The 16,233-nt window shown below is 60.7% G+C and carries 18 protein-coding genes; 12 read left to right on the top strand and 6 right to left on the bottom strand.

Annotated elements, in window-relative coordinates:
• From ACINK1_RS05370 to ACINK1_RS05380, 3 genes are all read left to right on the top strand, one after another.
• A partial coding sequence (locus ACINK1_RS05370; protein ID WP_395760018.1) for a DUF302 domain-containing protein occupies positions 1 to 336 on the top strand: 336 nt, incomplete at its 5' end.
• 94 nt (positions 337 to 430) lie between these two features.
• Positions 431 to 1,393: a DMT family transporter gene (locus ACINK1_RS05375; protein ID WP_376800063.1), complete on the top strand. Its 963-nt coding sequence runs from the start codon at positions 431 to 433 to the stop codon at positions 1,391 to 1,393.
• 66 nt (positions 1,394 to 1,459) lie between these two features.
• Positions 1,460 to 2,155, top strand: a complete 696-nt coding sequence (locus ACINK1_RS05380) for a glutathione S-transferase N-terminal domain-containing protein (RefSeq protein ID WP_376800064.1) — start codon at positions 1,460 to 1,462, stop codon at positions 2,153 to 2,155.
• 42 nt (positions 2,156 to 2,197) lie between these two features.
• Here the strand turns inward: ACINK1_RS05380 and ACINK1_RS05385 are convergent, their stop codons facing one another.
• Positions 2,198 to 2,956 (bottom strand): fumarylacetoacetate hydrolase family protein, encoded by a 759-nt coding sequence (locus ACINK1_RS05385; protein WP_376800065.1) that lies wholly within the window; start codon positions 2,954 to 2,956, stop codon positions 2,198 to 2,200.
• Positions 2,957 to 3,339: 383 nt separating this feature from the next.
• Here ACINK1_RS05385 and ACINK1_RS05390 point away from each other — a divergent pair, with 383 nt between their 5' ends.
• A complete protein-coding gene (locus ACINK1_RS05390; RefSeq protein WP_376803889.1) occupies positions 3,340 to 4,644 on the top strand; it encodes a pilus assembly protein in 1,305 nt (434 codons plus the stop codon).
• Positions 4,645 to 4,657: 13 nt separating this feature from the next.
• On the opposite strand, the gene ACINK1_RS05395 is transcribed toward ACINK1_RS05390, so the two are convergent.
• Positions 4,658 to 5,782 (bottom strand): zinc-dependent alcohol dehydrogenase family protein, encoded by a 1,125-nt coding sequence (locus tag ACINK1_RS05395; RefSeq protein ID WP_376800067.1) that lies wholly within the window; start codon positions 5,780 to 5,782, stop codon positions 4,658 to 4,660.
• 299 nt (positions 5,783 to 6,081) lie between these two features.
• On the opposite strand from ACINK1_RS05395, the gene pstS reads away from it, so the two are divergent.
• The 4 genes from pstS to pstB all read left to right on the top strand — a co-directional run bounded on the left by pstS (position 6,082) and on the right by pstB (position 9,911).
• On the top strand, positions 6,082 to 7,122 hold the full coding sequence (gene pstS / locus ACINK1_RS05400) for a phosphate ABC transporter substrate-binding protein PstS (RefSeq protein WP_376800068.1): 1,041 nt from the start codon (positions 6,082 to 6,084) through the stop codon (positions 7,120 to 7,122).
• 134 nt (positions 7,123 to 7,256) lie between these two features.
• Positions 7,257 to 8,240 carry a phosphate ABC transporter permease subunit PstC gene (gene pstC / locus ACINK1_RS05405; protein WP_376800069.1) on the top strand — a complete coding sequence of 328 codons (984 nt, stop codon included), beginning with the start codon at positions 7,257 to 7,259 and terminating at the stop codon, positions 8,238 to 8,240.
• 3 nt (positions 8,241 to 8,243) lie between these two features.
• Positions 8,244 to 9,086, top strand: coding sequence for a phosphate ABC transporter permease PstA (pstA, locus tag ACINK1_RS05410; protein WP_376800070.1), 843 nt, complete (start codon positions 8,244 to 8,246; stop codon positions 9,084 to 9,086).
• A gap of 3 nt (positions 9,087 to 9,089) precedes the next feature.
• Positions 9,090 to 9,911 carry a phosphate ABC transporter ATP-binding protein PstB gene (gene pstB, locus ACINK1_RS05415; protein ID WP_376800071.1) on the top strand — a complete coding sequence of 274 codons (822 nt, stop codon included), beginning with the start codon at positions 9,090 to 9,092 and terminating at the stop codon, positions 9,909 to 9,911.
• Positions 9,912 to 9,914: 3 nt separating this feature from the next.
• On the opposite strand, the gene ACINK1_RS05420 is transcribed toward pstB, so the two are convergent.
• Together ACINK1_RS05420 and ACINK1_RS05425 are read right to left on the bottom strand one after the other, a co-directional pair.
• Positions 9,915 to 10,193 carry a hypothetical protein gene (locus tag ACINK1_RS05420; protein ID WP_376800072.1) on the bottom strand — a complete coding sequence of 93 codons (279 nt, stop codon included), beginning with the start codon at positions 10,191 to 10,193 and terminating at the stop codon, positions 9,915 to 9,917.
• Between the two features lie 154 nt (positions 10,194 to 10,347).
• Positions 10,348 to 11,508 carry an acyl-CoA dehydrogenase family protein gene (locus ACINK1_RS05425; RefSeq protein ID WP_376800073.1) on the bottom strand — a complete coding sequence of 387 codons (1,161 nt, stop codon included), beginning with the start codon at positions 11,506 to 11,508 and terminating at the stop codon, positions 10,348 to 10,350.
• Between the two features lie 111 nt (positions 11,509 to 11,619).
• On the opposite strand from ACINK1_RS05425, the gene ACINK1_RS05430 reads away from it, so the two are divergent.
• Positions 11,620 to 12,327 carry a nitroreductase gene (locus ACINK1_RS05430; protein WP_376800074.1) on the top strand — a complete coding sequence of 236 codons (708 nt, stop codon included), beginning with the start codon at positions 11,620 to 11,622 and terminating at the stop codon, positions 12,325 to 12,327.
• Between the two features lie 30 nt (positions 12,328 to 12,357).
• Here the strand turns inward: ACINK1_RS05430 and ACINK1_RS05435 are convergent, their stop codons facing one another.
• Positions 12,358 to 12,546: a hypothetical protein gene (locus tag ACINK1_RS05435; protein ID WP_376800075.1), complete on the bottom strand. Its 189-nt coding sequence runs from the start codon at positions 12,544 to 12,546 to the stop codon at positions 12,358 to 12,360.
• A gap of 215 nt (positions 12,547 to 12,761) precedes the next feature.
• Here ACINK1_RS05435 and fsa point away from each other — a divergent pair, with 215 nt between their 5' ends.
• The 3 genes from fsa to ACINK1_RS05450 are packed head-to-tail and all read left to right on the top strand — an operon-like array spanning position 12,762 to position 15,074.
• The gene (gene fsa, locus ACINK1_RS05440) at positions 12,762 to 13,415 is read left to right on the top strand and encodes a fructose-6-phosphate aldolase (RefSeq protein WP_376800076.1); all 654 of its coding nucleotides are present in this window, start codon (positions 12,762 to 12,764) and stop codon (positions 13,413 to 13,415) included.
• A 50-nt stretch (positions 13,416 to 13,465) separates the two neighbouring features.
• Positions 13,466 to 14,452 carry a UDP-glucose 4-epimerase GalE gene (gene galE, locus ACINK1_RS05445; RefSeq protein WP_376800077.1) on the top strand — a complete coding sequence of 329 codons (987 nt, stop codon included), beginning with the start codon at positions 13,466 to 13,468 and terminating at the stop codon, positions 14,450 to 14,452.
• 10 nt (positions 14,453 to 14,462) lie between these two features.
• On the top strand, positions 14,463 to 15,074 hold the full coding sequence (locus ACINK1_RS05450; RefSeq protein WP_376800078.1) for an SIS domain-containing protein: 612 nt from the start codon (positions 14,463 to 14,465) through the stop codon (positions 15,072 to 15,074).
• On the opposite strand, the gene ACINK1_RS05455 is transcribed toward ACINK1_RS05450, so the two are convergent.
• Entirely contained in the window at positions 15,048 to 16,232 is a 1,185-nt protein-coding gene (locus ACINK1_RS05455; RefSeq protein WP_376800079.1) for a glycosyltransferase family 4 protein, read from the bottom strand. The genes ACINK1_RS05450 and ACINK1_RS05455 overlap by 27 nt on opposite strands.
• Position 16,233: the final 1 nt, after the last annotated feature.

Consider the following 16,233-nt stretch of genomic DNA (forward strand, 5'->3'; position numbering starts at 1 on the left):
GCCGTGAAGGCCAATCAGATGAACATCGTCAATTTCGCCAGCGCCACCGACGGTGCCAAGGCGCAAGGCTTCACAATCGCGGGAAATCGTGTTCTGGGGGTTTATCGCAATGATTTTGCCCGGCGCATGCTGGCGGCGAGCGTCGCCGCTGGTATCGAGGCGCCGATCCGTGTCTATCTCACCGAAGGACCGGATAAACTGGCCACACTGTCCTACCGCGCACCGTCCACCATGTTCGCACCTTATTTTGACGATGGTGGCGAGCCGCTGAAGACAATGGCAGGCGAACTCGACGTGATCTTTGCCAAGATCGCGGCTGACGCGACCAAGCCCTGAGACGCGACACAGGCATGCGCCAGGCCGTACTGTCATCGCGCGCAGACAGGGCTAAAACACGCGTTCGCTGATCACGGCGCGGGAGAAGGGCTAAATGAGCAACCACACCTCGGCTCTGCCCGTCGCTCCTGTCGTGACCTACAAGCCTGATCGCAAACTTGTCCTTGGAGCGCTTTGCGGCATGATTGCCGCCGCCTCCTGGGGCAGCTCCTTTGGTCTGGCGCGGGCCGGCACGCTGGCTGGCATGGGCCCGCTCGACTTCATCGTCCTGCGGTTGTTGCCTGGTGCCGTCCTTGCGTTACCGTTGGTGTTGCGACGCAGCTTTTTGACGTCGGGTGAATTCGTAGCCAGCCGGGCGGTCCTTCTCAGCCTGTGCATCGGCCCACCCTTTGTGGCGCTGGCAAGCGGCGGCTATCTCTTTGCGCCGCTTGCTCATGGCGCCGTCCTCCAGCCTGGCACCATGACGCTGTCGAGCCTCGTCATTGCCACGCTCTTTTTCGGTGATCGGCTGACCCTGCAAAGGCTGGCGGGCGCCCTTGCCGTCATCTGCGGTCTTGTGCTGGTGGCTGGCTCAGGGATCGCGCATGCCGGGCCACAAAGTCTGATTGGCGATGCCATGTTTGCCAGCGCGGGCCTGTTATGGGCAACCTACACGGCGCTGATCCGGCGCTGGAATATCTCCGCCCTCGGTGGCACGGCGATGGCCCTGGTGGTCGCCGGCATCATCACGCTGCCATTGGCATTGGCGAGCGGCACCTTTACCCATCTCACGCAATTTCCCCTGTCGCTCGTTTTGGCTCAACTCGCCGTTCAAGGGGTGATTTCAGGCTTTCTCGGCATCTTGTTCTACGGCTGGTCGATCCGCCTGATCGGTGCATCGCGGGCGACGCTCTTTGCCGCCATCGTCCCGGTGGTGGCGATCTTGCTGGGAATACCGGTTGCCGGCGAATGGCCCGATCCGGCGCAATGGCTTGGCGTCGGCATCGTCACCAGCGGATTGCTGTTAGGGCTTGGAGTGCTTGATCCGCTGTTTCGCCACGCCTCTCCACCCGCATGATCGCGCCGCTGCGGCGTTCTGCGTTCGCAGCGCCGGTCACAACACCATCAATTGCAAGGAGCAACCATGATCGACCTTTACTACTGGCCAACCCCCAACGGGCACAAGATCACCATCTTTCTTGAAGAGGCGGGCATTCCCTACACCATTCATCCCGTCAATATCTCGGCCGGTGATCAGTTCAAGCCGGATTTCCTGAAAATCGCTCCCAACAACCGTATGCCGGCGATTATCGACCGCGCACCGCAGGATGGGGGGGCGGCAATTTCGGTCTTCGAATCAGGCGCCATCCTGCTTTATCTCGCCGAGAAGACCGGTAAATTCCTTCCCGGCGATATGCGCCAGCGGCAGGCGGTGCTCGAATGGCTGTTCTGGCAGATGGGCGGTCTGGGGCCGATGGCCGGTCAGAACCATCATTTCAGCCAGTACGCCCCCGAAAAAATCCCTTACGCCATCAATCGCTATGTCAACGAGACCAACCGTCTCTACGGTGTGCTCAACCGTCGTCTCGAAGGGCGCGACTTTATTGGCAGCGCCTATTCGATCGCCGATATGGCGGCCTACCCATGGGTTGTGTCGCATGAGAAGCAGAGCCAGAAGCTGGAGGACTTCCCGCATGTCCAGCGCTGGTATGAGATGATCAAGGCGCGCCCGGCGGTTATCGCTGCCTACGCCAGGGGCGAGGCCTACCGCGGCCAGCCGGCGGTCACCGAGGAAGGCAAGAAGATTCTCTTCGGCCAGACGTCAACAACCACCCGCTGACGTTAGCGTACCTATCGCTGGCCGCCATGGTTGATCAACGTGTCAGGCGCGGGGCTGCAGCTTGACGCTTGCCTTGCCAATGTCCTCGATGCTGGCTTCAACCAGCGCGTCGGCCTTGACGGGAACAAGCCCGCACAGCGTGCCGGTGGTGACGATCTGTCCGGCACGAAATCCACCCAGATGATCAAGCGGCTGATTGGCATAGGCAATGACGGGCGTCAGAGGATCGCCATTGCCGTGGCCGCCACGCCTGGCATGGACCTCGATGCCATCGAAGCTGAGCCGCGTCATCAGGTTGCCGAGGTCAAATCTGTCCCATGTCGTGAGGACGTCGCCGATAATGTAGGCGCCATTGGCCATGTTATCGGCGAGCACCAGCGGGAAGGGGGCGTTGCCATGGTCGGTGAGGCGGGTCGAGACGATCTCGATACCGATAAAAATCTGGTCGCTCGCCGCCACAATATCAGCGCGCGTATACAAAGCGCCAGGGCGGGGAGGCAGATCGCGCGCCAGGCGCAGGCCGATCTCGACTTCAATTCCCATCAGTCCTGACGGCGCGACGGGGAAGGTGCGGGCGGTGCTGACGAGATGGTCAAAAAGCGGCGCTGCCACCGCCACGCCGTCAGGGCGGATCGCGACTTTCCAACCCGCCACCCTTGCCTTGAGTGTGCCGGCAACCTCGGCCTGGACCTTCATCGCCGCCGCGTAATCAGCCGGGACCGGTAAGCCGGCGAGCATGGCAGGGGGCGATTTATGCCCGGCGGCAAGTGCACTGGCGAGCGAGTGTGTGGTGTTGGTCATCGCATTCCCCATCGGATTGGCGAAACGGCCATGTTCTCTGTCGAGCACGCCCGGCAAGAGCGCCTATCTATAAACGGCTGGCGTTTCGCGGGGCAATGATTTCATCGCCATGGTTGCGGCGAAGGCGGCTCGATGGCAGTCCGATGACCACAGATATCAACGAATGCTTTCAAAAAAACGAACAGTTTATGTAAAAGTATTCAGATGTGTGACACAGTTGCAAAAATAATTATGCAATATTTTGGCACACACACTTAGCGTCTGACGTGCAGATAAAATACCAACACCACCATAGATAGGCAGATTTGTCCTCTTTTGGGACATGGCACAACTGGCAAGGATTTTGCAATTACTGGTCAACGAGAACATCGAGGGTCAGTGTTTTGTTAATTCTGTCGCACATTCAACGTTTTCTGGCCGACCGGGGTGGCGCAATTGCCCCGATCTTCGCCATCGTTGTCATCCCCGTTCTTGGGCTTGCAAGCGCAGCGATCGACTACAGTCGCGCCGCGACCGAACGCAGCCGCCTCCAGGCAGCCGTTGATGCCACCGCGCTTTCCGTCATTCACCTGCCGCAAGGCACACCGGCAAACGTCGTGCAGTCGACGGCGCAGTCCTTCTTTCAATCCATTTACACGCCGCCCTACGGCATCCCCGTGCCGCAGGTTGTCACCAGCTACGCCAACGCAACCTTGAACGTCAGTGCGAGCGAAACACTGCCGACGGGAATTGCCAGCATCATCGGCGTTTCGAGTGTGACCATCGGCGCGCGCTCGACCACGCTCAACCAGCAATCTTCAGTCGAGATCGCGCTTGCGCTCGATAATACGGGGTCGATGGCACAGAACGGCAAGATCCAGTCGCTGAAAACAGCGGCCAATAATCTGTTGACCAGTTTGCAGAATTATTCGCGCACGCCGGGCGATGTGAAAGTGTCGTTGGTGCCGTTCAACACGCAGGTCAACATCGGCACCGCCAACCCCAACGCCAACTATCTGCGCTATGACGTCGGTGTTACCAATACGTCCTTGCGCACCTATCTCCAGTCGGTCGGCATCTCACGCAATGCGCCAACACCTGCCAACTGGAATGGCTGCCTGTCGGATCGCGACCAGAGCTATTTCAATTATGATACCAGGAGCGATGGAGTCAGCGGTGTCACCAACACCAGATATGTCGCTTCATTCTGCCATTATTATACAACCGGCTCGGCCTCGCCGGGTGCGCAGATTGTACCCATGCGGACGCTGACCACCGACCTCGAGGCAATTCGCACCGGCGTGAACTCCATGCAGCCGACGGGTGCCACCAACATCACCATGGGCATGGTGATGGGCATGGCGACGCTGCGCAGCGACAATCCCTTCGGCACCAATAGCTCGTCTGATCCGTTCACCAAAAAATTCCTTGTTCTGCTGACCGACGGTGCCAATACACAGAACCGCTTTGCGGGAAATGGTTCGGCCAGCAGCTCTGCGGTCGATGACCGTATGACGCTCGCCTGCAACGACGCCAAGGCGCGCTCGGTCCGCGTCTTCACCATCGGCGTTCTTGATGGCCAGAGCGCTCTGCTGCGCGATTGCGCCAGCGACTCCTCAAGCTATTTCCCCGTGAGCGATGCCTCGCAACTCAACGCCGTGTTCCAGCAGATCCTCGGTCAGGTGACAGGCATCCGCGTCGGCAGCTGATCGAGGCGCCGTCTCACAGGTCGAAAATGTGGCGCACCGTCCTGCCGCTGGCGAGCGCCTCCAGCGCCTCGTTGATCCCGGCAAGCGAGCTGCGGCTGGTCAGAAGCTTGTCGATGGGCAGTTTGCCGCGACGATAGAGCCCCATATAGCGTGGCAGATCGCGCATCGGCACAGAGCTGCCGATATAACTTCCCTTCACCGTCCGTTCCTCGGCCACCAGCGATACCTGCTGGATGGACAGGGCATGGGCGGGATTGGCAAGGCCCGCCGTCACTGTCTGACCACCGCGCCTGGTCGCCCGATAGGCAAGTTCGAAGGCTTTGACCGAGCCGGCAAGCTCAACCGCGATGTCAACTCCGCCTTTACTCACCTGCCGGATCTGATCGGCCGCATCGGCGTTGGCGGCGTTCACCGCATGGGTCGCCCCGAGGTGGCGCGCTATGTCCAGCTTGTCCTCGGCAAGATCAACCGCGATGATCGTTTCCGCTCCCGCCGCCACCGTCCCCAGCAGAGCCGCCAGCCCGACGCCACCAAGGCCGATGACAGCAACCGACTGACCGGGGCGTATCTGCGCCGTGTTGACCACAGCGCCGACGCCGGTCAGAACGGCGCAGCCGAACATGGCCGCGATATCAAGTGGAAAATCTCGATCAATCTTGACCAGCGAGCGCTGCGAAACCACGGCATGCTCGGCAAAGGCCGATACGCCGACATGATGATGGACGGCATGGCCGTTCCACGCGAGGCGCCGATGGCCGCCAAGCAATGTTCCCGCTCCATTCGCCGCTGCGCCGGGCTCGCACAAAGCCGGTCGGCCCTCCGCGCAGGGATTGCAATGGCCGCAGGACGGCATGAAGACGAACACGACGTGATCGCCCGCCGTCAGCTGATCAACGCCGGCGCCTGTCTCCAGCACCACGCCTGACGCTTCATGGCCAAGCGCCATCGGCACCGGTCGTGGCCGATCGCCATTGATCACCGACAGATCGGAATGGCAGAGCCCTGCGGCTACCACCCGCACCAGCACCTCGCCTGGACCGGGGGCGGCAAGATCAACCTCCTCGATGACGAGCGGCCTGGTGACATGGAAAGGGCGCTCCACAGGCGCTGATTTCAGCAAAGCCGCTTTGGTTTTCATGAGCTCATCCTGCTTCGAGATGTTGCAAGCCTCTGCCGCGCGCGCCTGAAGGTCAAGCGACAGGCCGCAGTCCCGCCGCGCCGGCGCCAATCAGATCAGAGGGAAACTCATTCTGGTACAAACAAAATGGGCGTAGAAGCATGATACTAAACAATAAATTGGCACATTAGTACATCACGTCCGACTGTCGTGAATGTGTCGCACAGGGCAGCTAGAACAGCGCGTGACAGACCTTAAGTAACCTTCCCGATCGGAAACCTGCTTTGGAGATAATGATGTCCTTGATGAGTCGAAACGGCATGCGCGCAATTATGTTGGCCGGTTCAGTGGCCGGACTGGCATTTGCCGCGCCAGTTGCCAAAGCCGTTGATTTCACAGGCGCAGGCGCCACCTTCCCGGCGCCGGTCTATGCCGCCTGGGCGGCTGATTACAAGGCAAAATCCGGCGAAAGCCTGAATTATCAAGCGATTGGCTCGGGTGGTGGGCAAACCCAGATTCTCAACCGGACCGTCGATTTCGGCGCCTCCGACGCGCCTGTTGCCGGCGACAAGCTCGCTGCCGGCAAGCTTCTTCAGTTCCCCGCCGTCATCGGCTCGGTCGTCATCATCGTCAACCTTGATGGTATCGCCGCCAACCAGTTGAAACTTGACGGCCCTTTGGTCGCCGACATCTACCTCGGCAAGGTCACCAAATGGAACGACAAGCGGATCGCTGACCTCAATGAAGGCGTCAAGCTGCCTGATCTGGCGATCATCCCGGCCTACCGCTCGGACGGATCAGGAACAACCTTCGTCTACGCGTCGTATCTGGCGGCCGTCAGCCCGGAATGGAAAGAGAAAGTAGGCGTTGCCACCTCGATTTCCTGGCCTGCCGGCAATGGTGCAAAGGGCAATGACGGTGTCGCCGCCTCGGTGAAGAATTCCAAGGGCGCCATCGGCTACGTTGAGCATGTTTATGCCGCTGCCAACAACCTTGTGACGGCGCAGCTTAAGAACAAGGCGGGCAAGTTTGTTTCGCCCTCGACCCCGGCGTTTCAGGCCGCTGCTGCCAATGCTGATTGGGCCGGTGCCAAGGATTTCGCTGCCAGCATGATCAACACTCCCGGCGACACCACCTGGCCGATCACCAGCGCCACCTTCATTCTGTTGCCGAAGAACCCGGCCAAAGCCGAACAGTCTCTGGCTGTCATGAAATTCTTCGACTGGGCGTTCGCCAATGGCGGCGCCACGGCGGAGAAGCTGCACTACATCCCGCTTCCCGCCAGCGTGACCGCGCGGGTCAAGACGGCCTGGGAAAGCGAGATCAAGGACAGCGCCGGCAATCCGGTGTGGAAGAAATAAGCGCTCGGGCACAGTCCGGCGGGCCCGATCTGCCCGCCGGCTCCCCGGTGCTGGCGCGTGATACATGTCGCACCCGACACGCGTCGTGATAGGGTGGGGCGTTGCGGTGAAGCGACAAGTAGAGGGTTTTGCCAGTGAGTGATGTTGCAGTAGGCACGTTATCCTCTGCCCCCGTATCGCGGCACCGTGGCTTTGCCCGGGGCGAGCAGGCCTCTGATGTCATTTTCCGGGGCGTGCTTTATGCTGCTGGCATCCTGGTTCTGACACTGCTCGGCCTCATCATCATCCTGTTGTTTCACGGCGGTTTACCGGTTCTCTATGCCTTCGGCATTGATTTCTTTACCAGTTCAGCCTGGAACCCGGTCACCGAAAAATACGGCGCCGTGGTTGCCGTCTACGGAACAATTATCACCGCTGTCATTGCCGTTGTGGTTGCTGTCCCTGCGGCGTTCGGTATCTCCTTTTTCCTGACCGAAGTAGCGCCACCGGTCCTGCGTCGCTCCATCGGCACCGCCATTCAGCTGCTTGCCGCGATCCCTTCGATCATTTTTGGCATGTGGGGTTTTTTCGTCGTCGTGCCTCTGATGGCAACCTATGTCCAGCCCGCGCTCGCCAGCACGCTTGGAGTGGTGCCGGTGATTGGCACGCTCTTTTCCGGTGCGCCGATCGGCACAGGCATTCTCACCGCCGGGCTGATCATGGCCCTCATGATCCTGCCCTTCATCACCGCGCTTTTCGTTGAAGTCCTTGAATCGGTGCCGCCGATGTTCAAGGAGGCGGCTTATGGTGTGGGCGCAACCACGAGCGAGGTCTTCACTGCGGTTTCCATTCCCTATGGCCGCACAGCAATCGTCGGCGCCGTCATGCTGGGGCTCGGACGGGCTCTGGGCGAAACCATGGCTGTCACCTTCGTCATCGGCAACGCCAACCGTATTTCGGCATCCCTGTTTTCGCCAGGCGCCTCGATTGCCTCGACGATTGCCAACGAATTCCCGGAAGCTGCGCCCGGCTCTCTCAAGCTTTTTGCCCTGCTCGAACTGGGCTTCCTGCTTTTTGTGCTGTCATTCATCGTCCTTGCCGTTGCTCGCTTCCTTGTCAGAAGCCGGCTGGAGACCTGAACGATGTCGCAACGTCTTCCCCTCCGGCTTGCCCGTGATGCGACCTTCCGGGTCGTTGCCACGCTGAGTGCGGGGGTTGCCTTGCTGCTCCTCGCCTGGATCCTGTGGACCCTGGTCAGCCGGGGCGCCTCATCGCTGTCAACCGCGCTCCTCGTCACCGATACCCTGCCGCCCGGTCGCGGCGGCGGGCTCAGAAACGCCATCATCGGTTCGCTGATCCAGGTGGGAATGGCGGTTATCATTGCCACGCCCATCGGCGTATTGGCCGGTATTTTTCTGGCTGAGCTTGGCGACCGCAGCCTGCTTGGTCGGGTCGTCCGTTTCATCAACGACGTGCTGCTGTCTGCCCCGTCCATTCTCATCGGCCTTTTTGTCTATCAGATCCTTGTGCGCCCCTTCGGCGGCTTCTCGGGTATTGCCGGAGCGATCGCGCTCGGCATCATTATTCTGCCGGTGGTGGTGCGCGCGACCGAGGACATGTTGCGCCTCGTGCCGCCGGCCTTGCGCGAGGCAGCTTTCGCCCTTGGTGCCCCTCACTGGCATGTCGTTGCCAATGTTACGCTGCGCGGCGCGCGCGCCGGGATCGTCACCGGTATCCTGCTGGCGATTGCTCGTGCCGCCGGTGAAACAGCGCCTCTGCTGTTTACCTCTCTTGGCAGCCTCAACTGGTCGGTTGACCTGACGAAGCCGATGTCGAGCCTGCCCGTGACGATTTATCAATATGCCGGCAGCCCGTTCGATGAATGGGTTGGCATCGCCTGGGCTGGCGCCCTGCTGATTACGCTTGGCGTCCTTTGCCTTAACATTGTGTCGCGTCTGCTCCTGACGCTTGGCCGTGGGAAGTGACCTATGAATGATATTTCAACCACAGGCCTGATCGCGGCCGAGCGCAAGGTCAATGTTGATGCTGTTGACGACGGCATCAAAATTCTCGTCGAAAATCTCGATTTCTTTTACAGCGGCAAGCAAGCCCTGTTTGATATCAACATGGCGTTTCCCGAAAAGCGCGTAACCGCGATGATCGGACCGTCAGGTTGCGGAAAATCGACCTTCCTGCGTGTCATCAACCGCATGTTCGATCTCTATCCCGGCCAGAAGGCGACAGGGCGGGTGATGATGGACAATCAGAACATCGTTGAACCGCAAGTGCGCGCGGCCGTCGTGCGCAGCCGTATCGGCATGGTGTTCCAGAAGCCGACGCCCTTCCCCATGAGCATTCACGACAACATCGCCTACGGCATCAAATTGAACGAGCGGGTATCGCGGGCCGAAATCAACGAGCGTATCGAATGGGCGCTCACCAAGGCGGCCCTGTGGGGTGAGGTCAAGGACCGGCTGCACACATCCGCCATCGGCCTTTCAGGCGGTCAGCAGCAGCGACTGTGCATCGCGCGTACCATTGCGGTAAAGCCCGAAGTGGTGCTGCTCGATGAGCCGACATCCGCGCTTGACCCGATCTCGACCGCCAAGATCGAGGAATTGATCAACGAACTGCGTAGCGAATTCACCATCATCATCGTCACGCACAATATGCAGCAGGCGGCCCGCGTTTCCGACAAGGCGGCCTTTTTCCTTCTCGGCCGCCTTGTGGAATTCGACCAGACAGCCCGCATATTCACGAACCCGCGCGAAAAATCGACGCAGGATTACATCACCGGCCGCTTTGGCTGAAGCCTATCTCCCTGGTCGGGCAAGCCGCAGGCAGGTGCGGGCCTGAAGCGTGCTGGCAACCGCGTTCGCGCTGTCGATTTTACCGGCGCGTGCCAGCAGTTTTGCCTGCCGCCTGGCAATCCGTTTGATATTGGTCGACGCGGCGACCGAGGGCACGACTTCCTCATAGATGCGCTTCGCGTCAGCTTGCAGCGACACAGCGCACATATCGGCTTTTTCACGATCTGCCAGCGCGACGCTTGGCAGGCACATCACGAGCATTGCCACGACCAATCGCTTCATGTTCGCTCCTCCGCTTCACCCTCGTCGCTGAAACGCACTATCCCTCGAACGCGTTTGACGACGTGATCCGACACCATCATCCCGCCTGCATCGACACTAACAGACCACACGCGGTTTTAAACCGCGACGAAGGACCATCCAGCGCCGGCGTTTTCTAGTAGGAGCGCGGCATGCCAAGGACATGTTCGCCAATATAGGCAAGAATGAGGTTGGTCGAAATCGGGGCGACCTGATAGAGGCGCGTTTCACGGAACTTGCGCTCGATATCATAGTCAACCGCAAAGCCGAACCCGCCATGGAACTGGATGCAGGCGTTGGCAGCCTCCCAACTTGCCTTGGCCGCCAGATATTTGGCCATGTTGGCCTCCGCGCCGCACGCGGCATGAGCGTCAAACAGGCTGCAGGCGCCAAACCGCATGAGGTTTGCCGCTTCAAGCTCGATGAACGCCTCCGCAATCGGGAATTGGACGCCCTGATTCTGGCCGATGGGCCGGCCAAAGACGATGCGCTCCTTGGTATAAGCCGTCACCTTGTCGATGAACCAGTAGCCATCGCCGATGCATTCAGCCGCTATCAGGATGCGCTCGGCATTCAGACCATCGAGAATATAGCGGAAACCCATTCCCTCCTCGCCGATGAGGTTTTCAGCCGGGATTTCCAGATTGTCGAAAAACAACTCATTGGTCTCGTGATTGACCATGTTGGCGATGGGCCGGACCTCAAGCCCCTTGCCGATGGCCTCGCGCAGATCGACCATGAAAATCGACATGCCGAGAGATTTGCGGCTGACGTCAGCAAGCGGGGTAGTTCGCGCCAGCAGGATCATGAAATCGGAATGCTGGATGCGGGAGATCCACACCTTCTGGCCGTTGATGACGTAGCGGTCACCCTTGCGTAGGGCGCTCGTCTTGATCTGGGTGGTGTCGGTGCCTGTGGACGGTTCCGTCACGCCCATCGACTGCAGGCGTAATTCACCAGCTGCAATCTTCGGCAGAAAATAATCTTTCTGCGCCTGCGAGCCATGACGCAGCAGCGTCCCCATATTGTACATCTGCCCATGGCACGCGCCGGAATTGCCACCCGAGCGGTTGATCTCTTCCATGATAACGGACGCTTCCGTCAGCCCCAGCCCGCTGCCGCCATATTCCTGCGGAATGAGCGCAGCCAGCCAGCCGGCCTTGGTCAGAGCCTGCACGAATTCATCGGGATAGCCGCGTTTCTCATCGATCGCGCGATGGTAGGAGGCGGGAAAAGCTGCGCACAACGCTCGCACTCCCTCGCGAATGCTTTCATGGTCGGTCGCGCGCAGCCCCATCGATCTCTCCGCTCGTGCTCTCATCGCCAACGGACGATCGATCCGTTGCTTGTCAATCACCCGGTTACCTGTGCTAGCGCTGCAGGGCAACAACACAGACGGGCAGCCCTGATGACGAATGATACACCACATCTGCCAGCGGGCGCGGACGGCGTCGAGGCTGCTATTTCCAGCCGCCGCTCGATTCGCGCCTTCCTGCCAACCGAGGTGCCCGAGGCGCTCGTCTTGCGTATCCTTGATATCGCGCGGCGCGCCCCCAGCGGCACCAATATGCAGCCCTGGCAAGTCACGGTGTTGCGCGGCGCGGCGCTGGCAAGTCTGGGTGCGCGGCTGGAACAGCTGGCGCTTGCTGGTCATCAGGGTAAGGCAGCCTATGCGTATTATCCGCCGACCTTCCGCGAGCCCTACCTGTCACGCCGGCGCAAAATCGGTCTTGATCTGTACGGGCTGCTCGGCATCGCGCGCGGCGAAGACGACAAGATGCGCCGCCAGCATGCGCGCAATTTCCGCTTTTTCGACGCGCCTGTGGGCCTCATCTTCACCATCGACCGCGATCTCGAACTCGGCAGCTGGCTTGATTATGGCATGTATCTGCAAAACGTCATGACGCTGGCCCGTGCCTATGGGCTTGATACCTGCGCTCAGGCAGCCTTCATCACCTTCCATGAGGAGATCGCGGCGCATCTGGGTTTTGCTGAAGGCCGGGCTCTGGTGTGCGGCATGGCGCTTGGCTACGCCGACCCGCAAGCCCCTGAAAATCGCCTGGTGAGCGAACGCGCGGCGCTGGCGGATTTTGTCGAGGTCAGGGACAGCGTTTGAGCGCCATCAGGCCGGTGCCCGCACCGCGCATCAGGCCGCGCCCGACCAGCTGTTCTTGGTTCCGCAATCGGCGCAGATGATGGTGACCGGGCGTGCGCGCTGATCGCTCTCGCGCATGAAGCGTCCCGCCGGAAAGCGCATCAGGACAACGCCACAGCCTTCGCAATGCACTTCATTGACCGGCGCGGGTGAGGACATTGCGGCTGGAGCATAATTCATCAACGCATCACCAATGTTTGCCCGATTTCCGTCGACATCTCAGGTTTCGACAAGATTGCCCGGATATCCTGCAACGCGCCGGTATAACGGATGCTCCACTAATCATGCTGCAGCGCACACGTCAAGGATCGGCGGCACATGTGGTAAAGACCGCAAATCTGCTGTCTTGCGCATCGGGAAAATCCATGTTCCTTGCCGCTTCGAGGGAGAAAAGAATGAAATTTTTTATCGATAGCGTCTCGCTGGATGATATCAGCGCCCTATATGCGCTTGGCCTTGTGGATGGCGTCACCACCAACCCGTCGCTGGCTGCGAAAGCCGGTCAACCCTTCAAGCCATTGCTGAAAGATATCTGCGCACTTGTGCCGGGGCCGGTATCGGCGGAAGTCGCAGCCCTTGATGCGCCTGGCATGCTGGCCGAAGCAAAGGTGCTCTCGGCGATTGCTGCCAATATCGTCATCAAGCTGCCGCTGACGCCCGAAGGGCTCAAGGCCTGCCGGGCGCTCACCGCTGACGGCGTCAAAACCAATGTCACCCTATGCTTCAGCGCCAATCAGGCATTGCTCGCTGCCAAGGCCGGCGCGACCTTCATTTCACCCTTTATCGGCCGGCTGGACGATATCGGTATTGACGGCATGGACCTGATCCAGGACATCCGCCTTATCTATGATAATTATGGTTTTACCACCGACATTCTGGCAGCCTCCATCCGCAGCCCCGCTCATGTGCGCGCCGCCGCTCTCGCCGGAGCTGATACCGCAACGGTGCCTGCCGCCATTCTGCGCCAGCTCTTTCACCATCCCCTGACCGACAAGGGTATCGACCAGTTCATGGCTGACTGGAAGGCAAGCGGCTTGACCATCCTTTAATCGCCATCCGCTACGAAGAAGCCTCGGGACAAGCGCGAGCGGAGGTGGGCATGGCAGTTCTGGTAACCGGCGGCGCGGGCTATATCGGCAGCCATATGGTTCTGGCGCTGCGCGACCGCGACGAGCAGGTTGTGGTTCTCGACAATCTGTCGACCGGTTTCCGCGAGGCGCTCGCGCCCGGGGCGATCCTGATTGAAGGCGATGTCGGCGATCGAGCGCTCGTCTTGGCGCTCATCAAAAAACACGGAATCGAGGCGATCATCCATTTTGCAGCAAAAATCGTCGTGCCCGATTCGGTTGCCGACCCGCTCGGCTATTATCTCAACAACACTGTCAAGACCCGTGAGATGATTGCCGCTGCCGTCGAGGGCGGGGTCGGCCAGATGATCTTCTCGTCGACTGCTGCTGTTTACGGCAACCCGCAGGCGACGCCGGTCGCCGAGGACGCGGCGCTCATGCCTCTGTCGCCTTACGGCACGTCAAAGATGATGAGCGAGATGATGTTGCGCGATGCAGCGTTTGCCCATCCCTTGCGTTACGTCGTGCTGCGTTATTTCAATGTTGCGGGGGCTGACCCGGGCGGGCGCTCGGGCCAATCGACACCGAATGCCACGCATCTGATCAAGGTCGCGGTACAGACGGCGCTCGGCATGCGCCCGTCGATGCAGGTGTTTGGCGATGATTACGCGACACCCGATGGCACCTGCGTGCGCGATTATATTCATGTCAGCGATCTCATCGGCGCGCATGCGGCAGCCCTGGCCCATCTGCGGCACGGCGGTGCGTCCGATGTTTTCAACTGTGGCTATGGCCATGGCTATTCCGTGCTGGAGGTCATCGATGCGGTAAAGCGCCTGTCGGGCGTCGACTTCAAGGTCGATATGGCGCCACCGCGTGCCGGTGATCCGGCCTCGATCATTGCCGATGCCGCCAGGATCCGCCACAAGCTCGCCTGGATGCCGGAACATAACAGCCTTGATACGATCGTGCGTTCAGCCCTTGCCTGGGAACGCCAGCTGCTGAACCGACAGTCGTAACGAGGGAATGATGTCAACCGAGACGGATCGCTATCACGCTCAGGCGGTACACTTGTTCGAGCGCTCGATCGCAGTGAAGCAGGCGGTCCGTGACGCTCACCTCCGCGAGGTCGCGCGGATGGCTGCCATGGCGGTGACGTGTCTGGCCGGAGGGGGCAAACTTCTCTTTGCCGGCAATGGCGGCTCTGCGGCCGATGCCCAGCACATCGCCGCTGAATTCGTGGTGCGACTGCGCTCCGAGGTCAACCGCCGCGCTCTGCCCGCCATTGCGCTCAGCCTTGACGTGTCGACATTGACGGCTGCAGCCAATGATTATGGCTACGACCGAATCTATGCCCGCGCCATCGAAGCGTTGGGGCGGCCGGGTGACCTTTTCATCGGTCTGACGACATCAGGGCGCTCCGCCAACATTTTGCATGGCTTCGAGACCGCCCGCGCCATGGGGTTGCATACCGCCGGGCTGCTCGGTGGCGATGGCGGCAAGGCGCTGGCCTTGTGTGATGTTGCTCTGGTCGTGCCAAGCCTCGAGGCTGGCCGCGTCCAGGAAGTGCACATTACGGCTGGCCACGCGATTGTCGAAATCGTCGAGGATGCGCTAAAGGCTGGCGGCCTGGTGGGCTAGGAGGCGCTGATAGAGCGCGACGGCGGCGTCGCTCACATCCTTGGCGGTGAAGCCGTTTTCAAAGTGCCGGCGTGCCGCCTCTCCCATCCGCGCCAGCATCTGCCGGTCGCCAGCCAGCCGGCCAATCGCAACTGCCGCCGCCTTCGGATCACCCGGGGGTACGAGAAAGCCGTTGACGCCATCTTCGACGACGATGTTGTTGCCGGGCGCGTCGGTGGTGATGATCGCCCGCGCGCTTGCCAATGCCTCAACGAGACTGCGTGGCAGGCCTTCGCCCGTCGAGAGGAGAATGGCCCCATCCGCTTCCCGCCAGACCGCGGCGACATCGCGGGTTGGACCTTTCCACGTGATGCCCGGCAGGCGCGACCATGCGTCGAGTTCGGTATGGGTGTAGGACGCTGGATTGACCGGGTCGGGCGCGCCGTAAATGTCCAGTGACACGCGATGGCCGGCAGCCTGGGCAAGGCCAACCGCTGCAACCGCGTCGGCAATCCTTTTCGAGGCGATCATGCGGGCCACCACCGCGAGTCGCAATGTGTCGTCATGGCGCGGCGGCTGGGGTAGAAAGGCTGCGGGATCAACGCCGGCGCCGCGCACCAGCGTGATCTTTGAACGATCATCCGGATCAAGGCCGAGCGCGCGCGCGTCATCAGGGTTCTCGAAAAGAAAGAGAGTGCGCGGTGTGTCGAGAACATGGCTGACGATGAAGCGGATGAGGCGGCGCGCCAGACGAGCGGCAAAGTGATCATTGCTCCACAGGAAGCCAAGGCCGGTTGGCGCGAGGACAGCGCCCCGTACACCTGTGAGCCGGGCAGCCAGGCCCCCCGTCAGGACGGTGCGCAAGGCGATGCAGTGGATGATGTCGGGCTTTTCGGCCGCGATGATCCGGCGGAATGTGTCAATGGTGCGCAGAAGCGACAAGGGACCCATGCCCGCCCGGTCACGACCGACATCGATGACACGGATACCGGCAGCCTCGATGGTCAGGCGATGGGCCTGCACAGGTGTGGCAATCGCCACATCGAACCCCGCGTGGCGCGCCGCTATCCCCATGCCGATGAAGTGCGAAACGAAGAACCAGTCTTCAGGAACAAGAAAAAGGAGGCGCGGCGGCGTCGAAGTCGCATCGAGCACGGTCTTGTGACGGTAGCGAGCCACG

It is taken from the genome of Raskinella chloraquaticus (SeqCode) (assembly GCF_021731865.1).
GTDB lineage: Bacteria > Pseudomonadota > Alphaproteobacteria > Rhizobiales > UBA4765 > Raskinella > Raskinella chloraquaticus.